At 64.5% G+C, this 16,930-nt stretch carries 12 protein-coding genes; 6 read left to right on the forward strand and 6 right to left on the reverse strand.

Going from position 1 to position 16,930, the window contains the following annotated elements:
• Positions 1-143: 143 nt before the first annotated feature.
• The gene (locus tag AC0QUY_RS31350) at positions 144-746 is read right to left on the reverse strand and encodes a superoxide dismutase (RefSeq protein WP_057838947.1); all 603 of its coding nucleotides are present in this window, start codon (positions 744-746) and stop codon (positions 144-146) included.
• A 177-nt stretch (positions 747-923) separates the two neighbouring features.
• Here AC0QUY_RS31350 and AC0QUY_RS31355 point away from each other — a divergent pair, with 177 nt between their 5' ends.
• The 3 genes from AC0QUY_RS31355 (at position 924) to AC0QUY_RS31365 (ending at position 3,462) form a co-directional block, all read left to right on the forward strand.
• Positions 924-1,460 (forward strand): GNAT family N-acetyltransferase, encoded by a 537-nt coding sequence (locus tag AC0QUY_RS31355; protein ID WP_475390095.1) that lies wholly within the window; start codon positions 924-926, stop codon positions 1,458-1,460.
• 87 nt (positions 1,461-1,547) lie between these two features.
• Positions 1,548-2,933, forward strand: coding sequence for an MATE family efflux transporter (locus AC0QUY_RS31360; protein WP_161849924.1), 1,386 nt, complete (start codon positions 1,548-1,550; stop codon positions 2,931-2,933).
• 85 nt (positions 2,934-3,018) lie between these two features.
• The gene (locus AC0QUY_RS31365) at positions 3,019-3,462 is read left to right on the forward strand and encodes a DUF2147 domain-containing protein (protein ID WP_161849925.1); all 444 of its coding nucleotides are present in this window, start codon (positions 3,019-3,021) and stop codon (positions 3,460-3,462) included.
• Between the two features lie 227 nt (positions 3,463-3,689).
• On the opposite strand, the gene AC0QUY_RS31370 is transcribed toward AC0QUY_RS31365, so the two are convergent.
• The 4 genes from AC0QUY_RS31370 to AC0QUY_RS31385 form a co-directional block, all read right to left on the reverse strand.
• Complete coding sequence (locus AC0QUY_RS31370; protein ID WP_475390096.1) at positions 3,690-4,844, reverse strand: DUF3095 domain-containing protein; 1,155 nt, start codon at positions 4,842-4,844, stop codon at positions 3,690-3,692.
• Between the two features lie 74 nt (positions 4,845-4,918).
• Positions 4,919-6,787 carry a molecular chaperone HtpG gene (gene htpG / locus AC0QUY_RS31375; RefSeq protein ID WP_161849927.1) on the reverse strand — a complete coding sequence of 623 codons (1,869 nt, stop codon included), beginning with the start codon at positions 6,785-6,787 and terminating at the stop codon, positions 4,919-4,921.
• 102 nt (positions 6,788-6,889) lie between these two features.
• Positions 6,890-8,863: an HlyD family type I secretion periplasmic adaptor subunit gene (locus tag AC0QUY_RS31380; RefSeq protein ID WP_161849928.1), complete on the reverse strand. Its 1,974-nt coding sequence runs from the start codon at positions 8,861-8,863 to the stop codon at positions 6,890-6,892.
• The gene (locus AC0QUY_RS31385) at positions 8,860-10,575 is read right to left on the reverse strand and encodes a type I secretion system permease/ATPase (protein WP_161856203.1); all 1,716 of its coding nucleotides are present in this window, start codon (positions 10,573-10,575) and stop codon (positions 8,860-8,862) included. The genes AC0QUY_RS31380 and AC0QUY_RS31385 overlap by 4 nt, the downstream gene beginning before the upstream one ends.
• Before the next feature lie 581 nt (positions 10,576-11,156).
• On the opposite strand from AC0QUY_RS31385, the gene AC0QUY_RS31390 reads away from it, so the two are divergent.
• The 3 genes from AC0QUY_RS31390 (at position 11,157) to AC0QUY_RS31400 (ending at position 15,833) form a co-directional block, all read left to right on the forward strand.
• Positions 11,157-12,635 carry a hypothetical protein gene (locus tag AC0QUY_RS31390; protein ID WP_475390097.1) on the forward strand — a complete coding sequence of 493 codons (1,479 nt, stop codon included), beginning with the start codon at positions 11,157-11,159 and terminating at the stop codon, positions 12,633-12,635.
• A 249-nt stretch (positions 12,636-12,884) separates the two neighbouring features.
• Entirely contained in the window at positions 12,885-14,744 is a 1,860-nt protein-coding gene (locus AC0QUY_RS31395; RefSeq protein WP_475390098.1) for an ethylbenzene dehydrogenase-related protein, read from the forward strand.
• Positions 14,745-15,833: a 2Fe-2S iron-sulfur cluster-binding protein gene (locus tag AC0QUY_RS31400; RefSeq protein ID WP_475390099.1), complete on the forward strand. Its 1,089-nt coding sequence runs from the start codon at positions 14,745-14,747 to the stop codon at positions 15,831-15,833.
• Between the two features lie 15 nt (positions 15,834-15,848).
• Here the strand turns inward: AC0QUY_RS31400 and AC0QUY_RS31405 are convergent, their stop codons facing one another.
• Positions 15,849-16,883: a glutathione S-transferase family protein gene (locus tag AC0QUY_RS31405; RefSeq protein ID WP_161849932.1), complete on the reverse strand. Its 1,035-nt coding sequence runs from the start codon at positions 16,881-16,883 to the stop codon at positions 15,849-15,851.
• Between the last annotated feature and the right edge of the window lie 47 nt (positions 16,884-16,930).

Genomic DNA, 16,930 nt, shown 5'->3' on the forward strand with positions numbered 1-16,930 from the left:
GCGTTTGTGCAAGGGAGTGAAGCGACGAAGCAATCCATATCTCGGCATAACGGATAGATGGATTGCTTCGTGGAGCCTGTCATCGGGCGCGCATTCACGCGACCCGTTGGTTCGCAATGACGGTGTCAGCGGCTTTGATCGGCTTACGCTCCGGCCTTGCCGTACAGCTCGTCGACATAGTCCCAGTTGATCAAATGATCGCAAAACGCCTTCAGATAGTCGGGACGGCGGTTGCGATAATCGATGTAGTAGGAGTGCTCCCAGACGTCGCAGCCGAGGATCGGCGTGGCGCCATGGACCAGCGGACTTTCGCCGTTCGCGGTCTTGGAGATTTCGAGCTTGCCGTTCTTGACCGACAGCCAGCACCAGCCGGAGCCGAACTGACCGACGCCGGCGGCGGCGAAATCGGCCTTGAACTTTTCGAGACCGCCGAGATCCTCGGTGATCTTCTTTTCCAGACGGCCGGGCAGCTTGCTGCCGCCGCCATTCGGCTTCATCCAGTTCCAGAAGTGCAGGTGGTTGTAGTGCTGGCCGGCATTGTTGAACACGGCCGGATTCTTGCCGAACGAACCCTTGACGATCTCCTCCAGGGACTTGCCTTCGAATTCTGTCCCCTTGATCGCGTTGTTTCCGTTGGTCACGTAAGCTTGGTGATGCTTGTCGTGGTGGTATTCCAGCGTTTCCTTGGACATGTGGGGTGCAAGGGCGTCGTGGGAATAGGGGAGATTGGGCAGCGTGAAGGTCATGGGGTGATGTCCGAACTGATGGGAGAACGTGGTCTAACGGGAACCCTTATAGAAGGTTCCATTGCGCACAAACACCGCAATTTGGCAAGAACGGGGAAAGGCTTCCGGTAACACCGCTCCGCGTCCAGCGTATGACGGATAGGGCAGCCGCAAGCATTGGCGCGACATGGTGATGAAATGAGCATCGAGATCGACGTCCTGAACGGGGATTCCTCATGGAAACGGGCCGAGCCACTGATGCAGGCGGTCTGGCCGCGCGAGGTGATCGAAAAACTGCCCTGGGGTCATGTCAAATGGGCCCATGCCGATCTGCGCGTGCTGATCGACGCGCCGGAAGACGCCCAGCCCGGGCTCGCCTGCCATGTCGGCGTTTACTTCCGTACCGCGACCTGGGACGGGCGCAAGGTTCAGATCGGGGGCATCGGCGGCGTTTCGACCCGGCCGGATTGCCGCGGGCGCGGCTATGCCTCGCTGGCGCTGAACGCCGCGATCAGGACGCTGCGCGATCACGAAGCGGTGCGGTTCGCGCTGCTGTTCTGCGAGCCGCACAATGAAGCGTTCTATGAAGCGCGTGGCTGGCATGCGTTCAAGGGCGAGGTCTATGCCGAGCAGCCGGAGGGAAGAATTCGCTTCGAAGCGATGGCGCCATACGTGTTCGATTTCACGCGCAAGCCGCGCGATGGAATAATCGACCTATGCGGCCTGCCATGGTGACCCCTGCAGCGGCGCAGGGTGGCTTGCGCCACATCAGCCGGATAGTATGTCATCCGTAATCTATTGGATTTGGATGACCGGTGACGCATGACCATTGACGCCTCCCTCGACATGCGACCCGTCGCCGCCGTTCCGCCCGCGCCGGCCAATGCGCTTCTCACCTCGCCGATCCTGCCGACGCTGTTGAAGCTCGCGCTTCCCACTGCGATCGCGATGGCCGGCACGACACTGGTGGCGGTCGCCGAAACTTCCTATATCGGCCGGCTCGGCACTGAGCCGCTGGCCGGCATCGCGCTGGTGTTTCCCTTCGCGATGCTGACGCAGATGATGTCGGCGGGCGCGATGGGCGGCGGCGTTACCTCCGCCATCAGCCGCGCGCTCGGCGCGGGCGATCGCGACCGCGCGGCGACGCTGGCGCTCCATGCGGCGATGATCGGCGCCTGCGCCGGGCTGTTCTTCACGGTGACGATGCTGGCGTTCGGCCGCGACTTTTATTCGCTGCTCGGCGGACACGGCGGCGTGCTCGAACAGGCCATGCAGTATTCGCACGTGCTGTTTTCCGGCGCGATCGCGATCTGGCTGGTCAACACGCTGGCCTCCGTGGTACGCGGCACCGGCGACATGCGCGTTCCGTCGGTCACGCTGATCGGCATCGCCTTCGTCCAGGTCGCGGTCGGCGGCGCGCTGGGCCTTGGGCTGTTCGGCCTGCCGCAATTCGGCATGCGCGGCGTCGCCGCCGGCCAGCTCGCGGCCTTCACGCTCGGCGCCGTCTTTCTGGCGTGGTATCTCCTCAGCGGCCGCAGCCGGCTGACCCTGCGTGTCAGGTCCTTCACCTTCCAGCGCGACATGTTCGTCGACATTCTCAAGGTCGGCGCGATCGCGTGCCTGTCGCCGCTGCAGAGCGTGCTGACCATCCTGATCTTCACCAAGATTCTCGCCGGCTTCGGCACCGAGACGCTGGCCGGCTATGGCATGGGGTCGCGGCTGGAGTTTTTGCTGATCCCGATCACCTTTGCGTTCGGCGTCGCCTCGGTCCCGATGATCGGCATGGCGATGGGCGCAGGGCTTGTGGCGCGCGCACGAAGGGTGGCATGGACGGCAGCCGCCGCAGCCGGCCTCACCGTTGGATTCGTCGGCCTGATCGTCGCGGTCAAGCCGATGCTATGGGTTTCGCTGTTCACCAGCGATCCCGGCGTGACCGCGGCAGCCAGTTCCTATTTCGGCTGGGCCGGCCCGGGATTCGGCTTTTTCGGCCTCGGCGTGTGCCTCTACTTCTCCTCACAAGGCGCCGCCAGGGTCGGCGGGCCGGTGCTGGCCGGGACGCTGCGTCTGGTGCTGGTCGCGGTCGGCGGCTGGTGGCTGGCCTCGTCGGGTGCGCCCGCCTGGACGCTGTTTGCGCTGGTCGGCGGCGCTATGGTGGTGTTCGGCCTCACGACCGCACTTTCGGTTCGTCTCACGCGCTGGGGGAAGTGAGCACTCCACGAAAAGTTGTGCTCAATCCGACGTTGCACAAATCTGATTTGTTGCTATGCAGGCCTGCTTTTCAAAGGAATCATTCATGGCTTGCAGAACGGCTTACATCATCGCGATCTCAGCAGCGTTGCTGACCGCACCATCGGCCTTCGCGCAAGGCGCCGGCGATCCTACCGGCGTCTGGCAGACCCAGGCCGGCGACGCGCGGGTGAAGGTCAGCAAATGTGGTGGCGGCATCTGCGGCACGATCGTCGGGTTGAAGGAGCCGGTCGATCCCGCCACCGGCAAGCAGCAGGTCGATGACAAGAATCCGAATCCGGCGCTGAAAAAGCGGCCGATGATTGGGCTGCCGCTGTTCAGCGGCATGCAGCCCACCGCGGCCAACAAATGGTCGGGCCAGATCTACAACGCCGACGACGGCGGCACCTATGCGAGCAGCGTCGCGGTGGCGGGTCCGGACACGCTGCGCGTCGAAGGCTGCGTCGGCGCAATCTGCGGCGGCGAGAACTGGACGCGGGTGGGACGCTGAGGCGGCTTTAAGTTACTCGCTGATACTGCCGATGCGGCGCGAGCCCCCACCCTAACCCTCCCCCGCAAGAGCGGGAGAGGGAATGCACTTTCTCTGCGGCGGCAGACACTCTTTCCAAGCAACGGCTACTAGACTCCCTCTCCCGCTTGCGGGGGAGGGCTGGGGTGGGGGTGCCGCCGCATATTCGAGCGGCAGAGAGAGTACCCATAACGAGCCGCGAATTCCACCTACGCCGCCATCGCCTTCAGCGCGGTCGCGGCCGAGGCATAGCCGCCGCGGGCGCCGTCGATGAAGTGGACGTGATCGCTGCGCATTACCGAAGGCGTAAAGCAGGTCATCATCGCGGCATCCTGCCCGTGCAGGCCATAGCGCACGATCCGCTCCGACGCTGCGCTGGCCAGAAGCGCCGCAAGCTCGCGCTCCAATTCCACGGTGCAGTCGAGGATCATCCGCAAGCCGTCGTCATATTTGCGGAAGTCGGAATTCTCCACCACCTGCTGCACGTAGTTCTTCGGCACGAAATTACCGACCTTGATGCCGAAGCGCATCACGACATAGGCCCACAGCGTCACCGCCAGCACCACGGTGCGCCGCTTCAACAGCGGCCCGCCCCGTGCGGCGCGCGCTTCATATTCCACGCCGGCCGGCGGCCAGCGCAGCGGCGGCCCGCCCGGCGGCACCGGCCGCCCGGCATCCGGCGACCGTTCGACCAGGCGGATGATGTCCTCGATCACCTTGCGGAAGCGATGCGGATCGGCGCCCTTGGTGGGCACCACCAGCACGGAAAGAATGAGCCCACGCGAGGAGGGAATTTCCTCGAACCGGCACGACAATCCACTTAGATCGGGCTGCGTGCCCGGCTCCGCCGCCGGCACGGCAAATTCGCCACGCTTCATCGCGGCATCGGCCCAGCCCAAGCCGCCGCCGGAAAACATCGCATAGGACAGATTGGCCGATGGGCCGAAGCGGGCGACCTTGATATCAAGGCCCTGCGCGCGGATGTCCTTCACCGGCACCAGTGCCACCCGCATCACCAGATCGAGATCCTGGCTGACCCATGCCGCGGTCGCCGCCAGCGCCTCGCGGGCGCGCGCGAAGTCGGCGGGCGCCACCGCAAAGCTGGCGCCATCGCCGCCGAACACGAACGGAAATTCGCGGCCGTCGAGCGCATTGGTGACGGCCGCAATGACCGCGGCGCCGGCCATGTTGACCGCCTTGTAGCGCTGGTTGGCGATCGCCTTGGTCGATTCCACGATGTCGGCGACGCCGACCGTCCAGTCGTCCGGCAATGGCGCATACATCGCCGGGTCCATCAGGCTGCCGAAGCCGCGAAAGACCGGGATCGAGCCATAGAAAATGTCGGTGCCGTCAGACGTCGTCATGGCGATCCGGGTTGGAGGTCCAACTTCCTAGCAGATACGGCCGATCCTGAAATCGGTTGGCGCGGCAGATCGTCCTACCCCTTGGCGATCCCCCGCAGCACCAGTTGATTGAGCCGGTTGGCAAAGGCGGCCGGGTCCTCCGGCAACTCGCCGTCGAGGATCTGCGCCTGTTCCAGCAACAGGAACGACAGGTCCTTCGCGGCATCCTTGTCGCCGGCAATCGCCGCGACCAGTGGATGGCGCAGGTTGATCTCGAGGATCGGCTTGGTCGTGGGCGCCTTGTTCTGCATCGCCAGCAACCGTTCGAGCATGCGGTCGTGCGCGCCGCCGCCGGCGACCAGGCATGACGCGCTCGAGGTCAGCCGCTGCGAGGCGCGCACGTCGGAGACGCGCTCGCCGAGCGCATCCTTGATCAGCGCGATCGTCGTGGCCTCATCCGCGCCGGCTTCGTCCTTCTTGTCCTCGGCCTTGTCATCCAAGAGCGGGATCAGGGCGAAATCGATATCGCCCTGGCTCAGGGATTTCAGTGGCTTGCCGCCGAAATCGAGCGATGCGGAGGTCCAGAACGCATCGACCGGATCGGTCAGCAGCAGCACCTCGATGCCGCGGGCGGTGGCGGACTCCAGTTTCGGATTGGCCTTCAGCCGCTCGACGCTGTCGCCGGTCAGATAGAAGATATCGGTCTGGTTCGGCTTGAGGTCCTCGACATATTGCTTCAGCGAACGGTTCTCGCCCTTCGTGGTCGTGAAGCGCGACAGGCCCAGCAACTTCTCGCGGCGCTCAAAATCCTCCCAGATGCCTTCCTTGATCACGGGGCCGAACGCGTCCCAGATTTTTGCGAACGCTTCCGGCTCCTTGTCGCCGAGGCTCTCCAGCTCCGATATCACGCGGCTGGTGACGGCTTTACGAATCTGCGCGAGCTGCGGATTATTCTGCAGCATCTCTCTGGAGATGTTGAGCGGCAGGTCCTCGCTGTCGATCACGCCGCGAACGAAGCGCAAATAGGCCGGCAGGATATCGGCGTCGTCGGCGATGAAGACGCGGCGGACATACAGCTTGATCTTGCCCTTGCGCGCCTGGTCGAACAGATCGAACGGCTTTGTCGACGGCGCGAACAGCATCACCGCATAGGACTGCCGCCCTTCGGCGCGATAATGCAGCGTCATCGCGGGCTCGTCGAACGCACCTGCGACCTGCTGATAGGCCTGCTTGTAGTCCTCCGGCGAAAGCTCCGACTTCGGCCGCTGCCACAACGCGCTGGCCGAATTGATCTGGCGCGGCTCGCCCTCCTCCGGCACCAGCAGAATCGGAAACTGGATGTTGTCGGACCAGGCGCGGACGATGCGCTCGATCTCGAAACTCTCGAGATATTTTGATGCGTCTTGCTTCAAATGCAGGACGATCTCGGTGCCACGCGAGACGCGCCCGGCATCCTCGTCGCTGCCTTGCGCGATTTCAAATCCGCTGCCGCCACTGGACGACCAGATGAAGACCTGGTCGGAACCGGCGCGGCGGCTGGTGACGACGATGCGCTCGGCGACCATGAAGGCGGCATAGAAGCCGACGCCGAACTGGCCGATCAGATTGGTGCCGTCCTTGGCCTCGGTCAGGCGGGAGAGAAAGGATTTTGTGCCGGAGCGCGCAATGGTGCCGAGATTATCGATCAGTTCCTGCCGGTCCATGCCGATACCGTTGTCGACGACGGAAAGCGTATGGGCCTTCTTGTCCGGCCTGATGCGGATTTCGGGCGGCGCGCCGTCGGCGATCAGCTCGGGCGCCGATATCGCCTCATAGCGCAGCTTGTCACAGGCATCCGACGCGTTCGAAATCAGCTCGCGCAGAAAGATGTCGGTCTCCGAATAGACCGAGTGCACCATCAGGTTCAGAAGTTCGGCAACCTCGGCCTGGAACGGCTGGGATTCGGGGGCAGTGGTGGTCGTCATACGGGGCTCGCTGGGAACAAGGTCAAAGGAAAGCCCTGATATAGCGATACCATCTGCGGTGGCAAGATTTGAGCCGACGCGCCTAAAGCCTATCCTGCCCCCTCACCGCTCGACAAACGCGCGCTGGAACTGATCCACGATCGGCTTGAACAGGTAGCTCAGCATGGTCCGGCTGCCGGTCTGCATGAACACTTCCGCGGGCATGCCCGAGACGAGCTGCAGCCCGGCGAGCAGCCGCCGCTCCTCTTCCGGCAGCATGATCCGGACCGTGAAATAGGATGCACCGCTCTGCTGGTCGCGGGTGGTGTCAGGCGAGACATAGGACACCTGCCCCATCAACTGCGGCGTAACCCGCTGGTTGAAGGCGGAGAAGCGGACAAAGGCCTGCTGACCTTTGCGCACCTGATCGATGTCGTTCGGCTGCAGCCGCGCCTCGATCTGCAGATCGTCGGAATCCGGCACCACTTCCATGATGGTGTCACCGGCGCGAATGACGCCGCCGATCGTATGTGCGTTGAGCTGGTGGATCACCCCCGACGTCGGTGCGCGCATCTCGATGCGGTTGAGCACGTCGCGCGCAGCGATGCTCCGCTCGCTAAGTTCGGCCTCCTTGCCCTGCGCCTCGCCGAGCTCCTTGACGACTTCCGTCCGCACGTCCTGGTCGAGCCTGACCATCTGCAGCTTCGCCTCGTCGACCTTGGTTTTGGTCTCGGCGATGGTTGAGATCAACTGGCCGCGCTCGCCTTCGATTCTGGCGTTCTCACGCTGCAAGGCCGTGAGCCGCGCAATCGGCACGAGACGCTTGTCGAAGAGCTCCTGCACTCCCGTGAGTTCGCCGGTGATCAGTTCCAGTTGCTTGGCCTTGGACGCGACCTGCGCTTCGAGGCCAATGATCTCCTCGCCAAGCTGCGACACCTTGCTCTGCAACAGCTCCTTCTGGCTCTCGCGCGCGGTTACCCGCGCCCTGAACAGCGAGGCTTCGGAGGCGAGCAGCGTCTTGACATTGCCGTCGTCCAGCCGGGCCGACATTTCGGCCGGTATCGCCGGCCGGGGCAAACCGTCGCGCTCCGCGACCAGCCGCGAGATCTTCGCCCGCATTTCGTCGAGCTGTTTGCTCACCACCTGAAGGCTGGCCTGCGCCTGCGTCGAGTCCAGCCGCAGCAGCAGATCACCGGAGTTGACCCGCATGCCGTTATTGACCGCGATCTGCGCGACCACACCGCCGGTCGGATGCTGGATGGCCTTGACGTTGGATTGCACCACCAGATTGCCCGGCACCACCACGGCGCCCGACAGCGGCACCAGCGCCATCCAGCCGCCGGCCAGTCCACCGACGACGAGCAGCGTCCGCAAGCCGGTGCGCAGCTCGCGCTCGAAGGCGCGTCCCGCCCGCTGCACGATGCTCTCGCCCGACGCGCCCGGCGTATCCACCGCTGCATCGCGATTGGCAAGGAATGCAACGCCTGCGGTCAGGCCGTTGCGGACGACGTTCGTCACGGACCGCTCGCGCGGCACCGGGCCTGCCGGGCTCGGCGGCGCCAATTGGGGCGCCTCGATGCGCGGCGGCTCGCGCCTGTCGTCGATCTGCAGAAGCTCCGGTCTCGACCTCGGCATGTTCATCAACGACGGGTCGTCGGGTGCAATGATCGGACTGCGCGCATGCCGTTCATTCGGCCACGACTTGCCCGCCGGGCCGCGGGCGCCGCTCGCCGGTGGCGGCGTGAACTGCGGCTCACGCGTGGCACGGCTGCGGCGTGGCGGCGGAGGCTCGATGTCTACGTCATCGGACTGGGATCCGAACGGGCCGAGCCACTCGAGCACCCGGCCCATCTTGCCTTTCTTCTTCCGCTTCGGCCGGGCCGGGCGCGGACGCCGCCCGGCCGGATGGTCGTCCTGCGGCGAACGGCGAAGCGGCGGCCGCTGTTCCTGCGCATTGTCCTGCTCGAAAGCCTGCCGCAGTCGCTGCAGTTCGAGGATCAGCGCCTGCCCCTGCGGCGCCGCGACGTCTTCATCAGTTCCACCGAAGCGGCGTCGCGCGACTCTTTCATCGCTATGCACGTGATCAAAACCCTTCATGATGGAACACTTTCGGCAAGTGATGCGCGCGGTTCGGCCTTTGCCTGTGGCGGAGCCGGCGGCGATCCCGGCGCTCCCTTGGCATTGGCGTTGCGGACACGCGCGAACACCTCTTCGCGCGGGCCGAACGCGATCGCCTTGCCCTCATAAAGCACCATCGTCATATCCAGCGCGGAGAGCGCGCTCGGGCGATGCGAGATGACGACGACGATGGATTTGTTCTGGCGCATGATGGCGATGGCGCGGGTCAGGGCGTTCTCGCCGTCGGCATCGAGATTGGCGTTGGGCTCGTCGAGAACGATCAGGAAGGGATCGCCGAACACCGCCCGCGCCAGGCCGACCCGCTGCTTCTGGCCTGCCGACAGCGAGATGCCGCCGGCCCCGATTCGCGTCGCATAACCTTCCGGCAGGCGCAGGATGATGTCGTGGACGCCGGCGATCTGCGCGGCCTTGAGGATGGAATCCGAGCTGGCGTTCTCGTCGAACCGGCAGATGTTCTCCGCCACGGTGCCGTCGAACAGGCCGACATCCTGCGGCAGATAACCGATGTGCCGGCCGAGATCCTCGTTGCGCCATTGATCGAGGGAGGCGCCGTCGAGCCGCACGGCGCCGCGATGCGCCGGCCAGATGCCGACCAGCGCCTTGGAAAGCGAGGTCTTGCCCGACGCACTCGCCCCGAGCAGCGCCAGCCCCGCACCGGCCTTGAGCGAAAACGTGACACCGGACACGATCGGCATGTCGAAGCCGGGCGCTGCCACTGCGAGATTCTGCACGGACAGTTCGCGGCAGGGACGCGGCAGCATGACCGGCGGCGCCGGCGGCGGCGCGGTCGCCTTGCAGATGTCGCGCAGGCGCGTGAGCCCCTGGCGGGCGGCGGCCAGTTGCTTCCAGGTGCCGAGCGCGAGTTCGACGGGCGCGAGTGCGCGCCCCATCAGGATCGAGGATGCGATCATGACGCCGCCCGATGCCTTGTCGGCGATGACGAGATAGGCGCCGATGCCCAGCATTCCCGATTGCAGAACGTAGCGCAGCACCTTCGCGGCCGCGCCAAGATTGGCATAGACGTCGGTGGAGCGGATGTTTTCCTGCAAATAGCGCTCATTGGCTTGCGACCAGCGTGCCGTCAAACGATCCGTCATACCGAGCGCGCGGATGATTTCTGCGTTGCGCTGGGTCGCATCCGCCAGCACCTGCCGCTGCGCGTTCATGTCCATCGCCGCCTTGGTCGCCCCGCGCGAAATCCGCTCGGTCACCAATGTCATGGCAATGATGGCTGCGGTGCCAAGCAGCGCCGTGAAGCCGATCAGCGGGTGAAACAGAAACAGCCCGATCAGGAATACCGGGATCCACGGCATGTCCAGGAACGCGGTCGGTCCCATGCCCGACATGAAGGTGCGCACCTGATCGAGATCCCGCAGCGGCTGCTGCATCAGAACCGGCTTCACCCCGCGCAGCGGCAGAGTGGCGAGCGCCGAGTGGATCGAGCCCTGCAGGCCGGCATCGAACAGCGTTGCGATCCGGCTCAGCATCCGCGACCGCATCGCGTCGAAATATCCCTGCACCAGATAGGCGAATAGCACCATCAACGACAGGCCGAACAGGGTCGCGAGGTTACGGCTCGGAATCACCCGATCGTAGACCTGCAGCATATAGAGTGAGCCCGACAGCATCAGAATGTTGATGACGCCGCTGAACACGGCGACGCCGATCATGCGGCGCGCGCTGGCGCGCAGCGCGCTGTTGACGGGATCGTCTCCGGCCAGCTTCGACAACAGACCGGAAACGGCGCGGGGCGTCGGCGCTGCCCGCACTCGGTCCTGTGCCTGACCCTGAGCGATACTCATTGAACTGCCCTTCGACCCGCGCAACCGCTAGGTCTCCCTGCCCGTCTCCTTGACGCGCGATGCGGACCATTTTTCGGCGAGAATGCGACGAACACCGATAGTTCGAGTTCGTGCTTGGGTAGAACGATGGCAAAGGCTTCTTCGCGCTCTTCAGGCGCGCACGCGGGCTCGCACGATTCCGGCGCGGAAGGGCCGAGGCCTCGAACTGTCGCAAAGGGCGCGGAAAGCGTTGCTTTATCCCCGTCTCGCGCGCGCCTGCTTCGCCGTTTTTCGGCGCGGCGCGCGTCATGGATTCGTCCGTCTATAACCTTGCTTCGGCGCTCATTGGTCGCCGTCTCGGCCGAATGACGCCACGAAGCTCAACGATCCTTCACCGTGCGCACATCCCGCTCCTGGCGGGTGCCTGCGCCCATACGTCATGAATTCGACTGGACGACTGGGGACGAATAATGGCTCGCTTCGAAGGACATCAACCCGACGTTGATCTCGATCTCCCGATCGATGACGTCGCCAGTCCGCCAGTCGCTCCGGCTTCCCCGTCCCCGACGCTGCCCGAAGAAACGCCGCCGGCCAACCCAACCATGGCTCGACCTGTCGGTTCGAGTTTCTCGGACCTCAGCGCCACCTTCAATGGCATGGCTCGGCAGCCGATGGATGCCCCGCGGCAAAGCGCCATCGACGACGGCGGACAGGGAGTTAGCAACGTTGCACTCCACACCAACAATCTCACAACGGTGCAGAACAATCTGCTGGCCGAGCTCAATACAGGTCAGTTTTCCGGCGCCGCGCTCGGCCATGTCCAGGCGGTCCTGTCCGACATCACCAGCGCCATTTCGGCGGCCAACGCCGCGGTGGGCGCCGCAGGCTCGCCCGGTAACGCCGCCGCAGCAGCACAGACGCTTCGCGCCAGCCAGCTCAGCATCATCAACGCCGTCAATACCGATCCTGTGCTGGCAAATCCGGCGCCGACAGCGCCGACCGAGCCTCCGGCGGCCGCCGCGCCCCACAATCTCGCGGAGATCGGCGAGATGTTCGACAACGTGGCCAGTCAGATCCTCGGCGGGGTCAATGATGCCAACCGAACCGAGATCACCGACGATATCAACGCCGTGATTGCCGACATGCAGGCGCTGATGACTGCCAGCCCGGAATTGTTCGAGGGGCTGACCGGCGTCCACGCCGACACGATCGTACAGCAACTGCAGCTCGAACTCGCTTATATCAATGACCCCACGATAGGCCCCGCTGCGGCACAGGCCAGCGCCGACAACATCCTCGACATCATCGATATCGTTCAGGGCGACGCCAACCTGGCCGATATGGCGACGCAGGGCGGCGTCAGCGGCTTCTCGCCGCTTGCGGATGCCACCCCGCCCGCTCCGAAATTTCTCGACAACGACGTGCAGACCGTGTTCGTCGCCGATTTCATTGCGCAGTCCAATTCGCTTGGAAAGCAGGCGATCGAGCTCGTGGGCAGCCAGGACGCCGAAGCCATCGCCGCGCTGATCGGCGATCTCAGGGCATTCGAGAAGAGCGTCACCGAATTCGACGCGGCCGCGGGCGGCACGCTCGGCGGCGAGATTGCCGCGATGATCAAGGGATTGCAGACCGGCAACGCCGCGCTGGTCACGGCGGCGGCGGATCAGATGCATGGCAACGCTGCCGATCTCGGCGGCCACAATGTCCCCGTGACCGGAGGCACCTTCAACACCGACGGTGTCACGGTCGCCGAGGTGCTGGGGACATCGGTCGCGGAGACGCCGGCCATCACAGAGACGACGACGGCGCCGGCCGTACAAAAGGCTGCGGCTCCCGCTATCAGCGTCGAGCCGGTGACGTTGGCTACCGCCGACGTCGCCGCGCCGGTCGTCGACCACGACCATTCGCCAGCGCCCGACTTGGCGCATTTATATCACATGTGGGGATAGCGGCGCGCGGCGCGGCCTCCAGCGCTCCCGATCGTTCCGGGGACGCTGGAGGCCGATACATCAGGAGAACGCGTTCGCCTATCCGGCTCACGCGGCGGGCGCATAAGGGCATTGTTCGTCGGCCTGCATGTCAAAGGACGATCCAAACGAGGGTCTCGGCAACAAGAGACCACCATCAATAGGGCAGCGACATCAGCGGTTGAATCGACGCGGGTTGCTGCTTCGGAAGTGAAGTAGCGGGGCGTATGCGTGAGGCAGCGTAAGACGGACTATGGGACCATTATTCTACACTGGACGTTCGTGGCAGCCTTCGCCGTTGCGCTCGTTACCGGTCTGCGCATTGCTACCGAAACGCCCGACCGGACCTGGCTCAACTGGTTCGACGCCGTACTGCCGCGCGACAGCGTATGGATCGCCCACATGCAGGCAGCCGTCGTCCTGGTCGCCGTGGCGATCGGCTACATCGTCTACATGGTCCGCTCCGGCCTCGGACGCCGTGTCCAGCTCGACAAGGTCCGGCTTCGCGGCTTGTTCGGCCGCGGACAGGCCAGGTTGAGCGCCGTGATCGCCCTGATGTACTGGATTTTCTTCGTCACGATGTCAGGATTGCTGATCAGCGGCGGTGCGCTCTATTTCGGTTTCTACTCCGGCTATGACGTGGCGATGCTGCACTGGGTGGGGACTTGGGTGATCCTCGCCTTTGTCGTCCTGCATGTCTTGACCCAACTCAAGAGCGGCGGCGCTGCGCAACTGCTCCGCATTTTTCGTCCCGCTCCCCTGCCCGCGCCGCCGCCGCGGCTCGATGCCGTCGAGCTCTTGGGGATGCTGGCCGAACAGTCGGCGCGCCTGCCGGATTCCGAAAAGGCTGATTCGCCCGAGGTCTCATCTCATCCGCTGCAGCCGCGCGCCGAGGCGCGCCGCGATCAAAGCGAGCCGGCGCCGCAAGCAGCACGACCGCGAAACCCAACGCTGCAGGCCAATGCCTTCGTCGTCGCGGTCGCCGCTGCGATCACCGGCGCTTCGCTGCTCGTGGCGACCGATCGGCTGGCGGTGGATAGCGTGCACATCCGCCGCATCAATCCCGCCGACGCGCCCAGCCTCGACGGCGACACCTCCGATCGCGCCTGGCGCGGCGTCAAGCCGTTCTCGCTACTCACCGGAGAAGGCGGAAATTTCGACGGCAAGGGCGAGGCCAGGATCGAGATCCGCGCCGTGCACGACGGCACCTATGCGTATTTCCTTTTCACCTGGCAGGATTCGACGCGTTCGCTAAAACACCTGCCGCTCGTCAAGGAAGCCGACGGATGGCACCTGCTTCATTCCGGCTTTCAGCTAGGCGACGAGCATCAATACAACGAGGACAAGTTTTCGGTGCTGCTGACCACCTCGGATGTCACGCTGGCCGGCGGCCGGACCTTTCATCCAGGGCCGCAGCCGGTCGCCGGCGCGCCGGCCACCATGAGCGGCCGCGGACTGCATTACACGGATGTCGGCTATGCCGATGTGTGGCAGTGGAAAGCGACGAGCGGCGCGACCGGATGGATGGACGATGCCCATTTCGGGCCTCCGCTGAATCCGACGCCGATGCAGGCGGCGAATGTCGTTCCGTACAAAGGCGGCTTCGCGCCGGATCCGGGAGCGGCAAACTACCGCGACAATTTCACCGTCGAGGCCGACACGTCAGGCGGTCCGCGTCGCAGCCGCCTGATCGCCCCGCTGCGCCTGCCCAAAGCCGTTGCCGACACGACCGCCGCGATGGGAGACATCGACCTCGATCCCAATCATGGCGAAAGCGACGGCGCACGCTGGTTCATGACCGAGCAGGATTCGGTGCCCTATTCGACCGCCATCGACGCCCGCATCCCGATCGGGACGGTGATCCCGGGCGTCATTCTGAACGGCGAATTTTCAGGCGACCGCGCCGACATCAGAGCCACAGCCCGCTGGGCTTCGGGCCATTGGGCTCTCGAGGTCAAGCGCCGGCTCGACACCACAAGCCAATTCGACGTGCCGATCAAAACCGGCGTCTTCATGCGGGTCGCCGCATTCGACCATAGCCAGATCAGACATACGCGGCACGTCCGTCCAATTCGTATCGAGGTGGAATAAATGTCAAAGATTTGCAAGGTCACGATCAACAACGAGCCGTTTCTGGCAAATCGCGGCGAGCTTCTGCTTGATTGGGCGTTGATGAACGGCGTCGATCTTCCGCACGATTGCCGCTCCGGAATCTGCGGCGCCTGCCGCGTGCGGAAGGTCGACGGCCAGGTGTTTGGCGGCCATAGCCCGGGCGACGACATGATTCATGCCTGCCAGGCCCGGATCGTTTCCGATCTCGAGATTGCGATCGAGGCCGCGCCCGAACCGGTGGCGCTGTCGGCGGAAGTGGCGCAGACCGTTCAGCTCGCCCCCGACGTGGTGGGCGTCGACATCGAGTTGCCGAAGCCGCTCGACTATCTTCCCGGCCAGTATTGCAAGCTGCAGTTTCAGGGATTCCCGGTAAGGTCCTATAGCCCGACCTTTCCGCTGGAAGGCGCTCCCCACAATCGCCTGCTGCACTTTCACATCCGGAAGGTCACGGACGGGCTGGTGTCTTCGGCACTCGGGCACGACATCCGCCCCGGGCACCGCGTCAAGCTGACCGGACCGTACGGCCGCGCCTTCTTCAGGAAAGACCATACCGGACGCATCGTTCTCGTCGCCAGCGGCACCGGCTTTGCGCCGATGTGGTCGGTTGCGGTCGCCGCGATCATGGAGCAGCCGCAGCGCGAAATGGTCTTCATCGTACAGGCCCGCAGCATCCGATCGCTCTACATGCACGCGGCGCTGTGCCGGCTGGCGCTGTTTCCCAATGTCACGCTGATTCCGATGGTGTCGGAGCCGCAGAAAATCTCGCACGCCATTCAAAGCGGCCGGCCGACCGATCATTTGCCGAAGCTCACGCCTGATGACGTGGTCTATACCGCGGGCGCGCCGGCGATGACCGATGCCGTGGCGCGGATCGCAAAGGCCGCGGGCGCCCGATGCTACACCGACCCGTTCGTGCAGGAGGCGCGGACTGTGGAACAGGCAGGCCTGATGTCGCGCCTCACCGGCTGGCTCAGCGAGCCCAAGAGCGGATCTGTCCCGCTGCAACCGGCGCAGCGGGCAGCGCCGATGCCGCGAGGCGTGGCCGCGGTCGGAGCCGGCAACCGCTAGCCAGCCGCGCCAAAATCACGCCGCGGGAGACAGCAACCGCTCGCATCCCGTTCCCGCGATGATCGACGACACCGCCTGCCGCGCGGCGCCGTCGAGCTTGGCGTATTCCTCGCCGATCCACTTGATACATTTGGCCTGATACGGGAACGGCTCCTGTACCCATGGCAGGCCGTCCACTTCGGTCTCGACCGTTTTCGCGCCCTGCATCACCGCCTTGGCATTTGCCAGCATCACCGGGACATAGACCCGGCCCATTTCGACAAACAGGTCCTTCAGCGTCGCTGGAATGGCGTCGCGCGATATCCAGTCGGCCTCAGTGGGTTCGACGCCGGAGAGATCTTCCAGCACTTCGGTCCAGGCAAACAGGCGCGGCGCTTCGTTGAGCGTGATCGCGGTCGGCGTCGGATCGAAACGCGCCAGTTGGGTCAACTGGCCATAGGCCGCGAAGTCCGACGTGCCCGGCCGCGCGCCCATGAGGAACGGCTGATATTCCAAATGGCGTTTCATGGCGCCGAGATAGCGGCGAAAGCTCGCCTCGATGACGGGCGCGGTGATGTCGTTCGAGCCGACCACGTAGAGACGCGAGATCTGCCGGTCCTTGATGAAGGCCTTCATCGGCGCAAGCACAGCTTCGGTCATCGGCTTCACTGACCAGCGCGGCAATATTTCCCCGGCCTGATCCGCATCTTGAGGAAAATGCCAGCGATAGTGAAACATCGCCTTGGTGAGCCATTCGTCGGCAAAATCCTCGAGCAGATAGTCGAGGAAGGCGATCGCCGGGTCTGACGGGACGAGCTTGCGATCCGGATAGTCGCGCTCGAAGCGGCGCAGCAGCGGCGTCGAATCGACGACGGCTTCGACCGAACCATCGGCCTTGGTGAAATAGAACGTCGGAAGCAGTTGCGGTTTTGGCTTGGGCAGATCGGTCGGCGTGCGGTGCGAACCGACCAGAAGACGATAGGGAATACGGCGATAGCGCAGCGCCGCCAACATCTTGCGCGTATAGGGCGAACCGGGCGCTCCCAGCAGAAGCAAAGGCTGCGATGACATCGTGCTTCCCCCCGTTTCTTGTTTGGCATCGATACTGCCAACAACAG

This window comes from Bradyrhizobium sp. WYCCWR15520, from assembly GCF_056174665.1.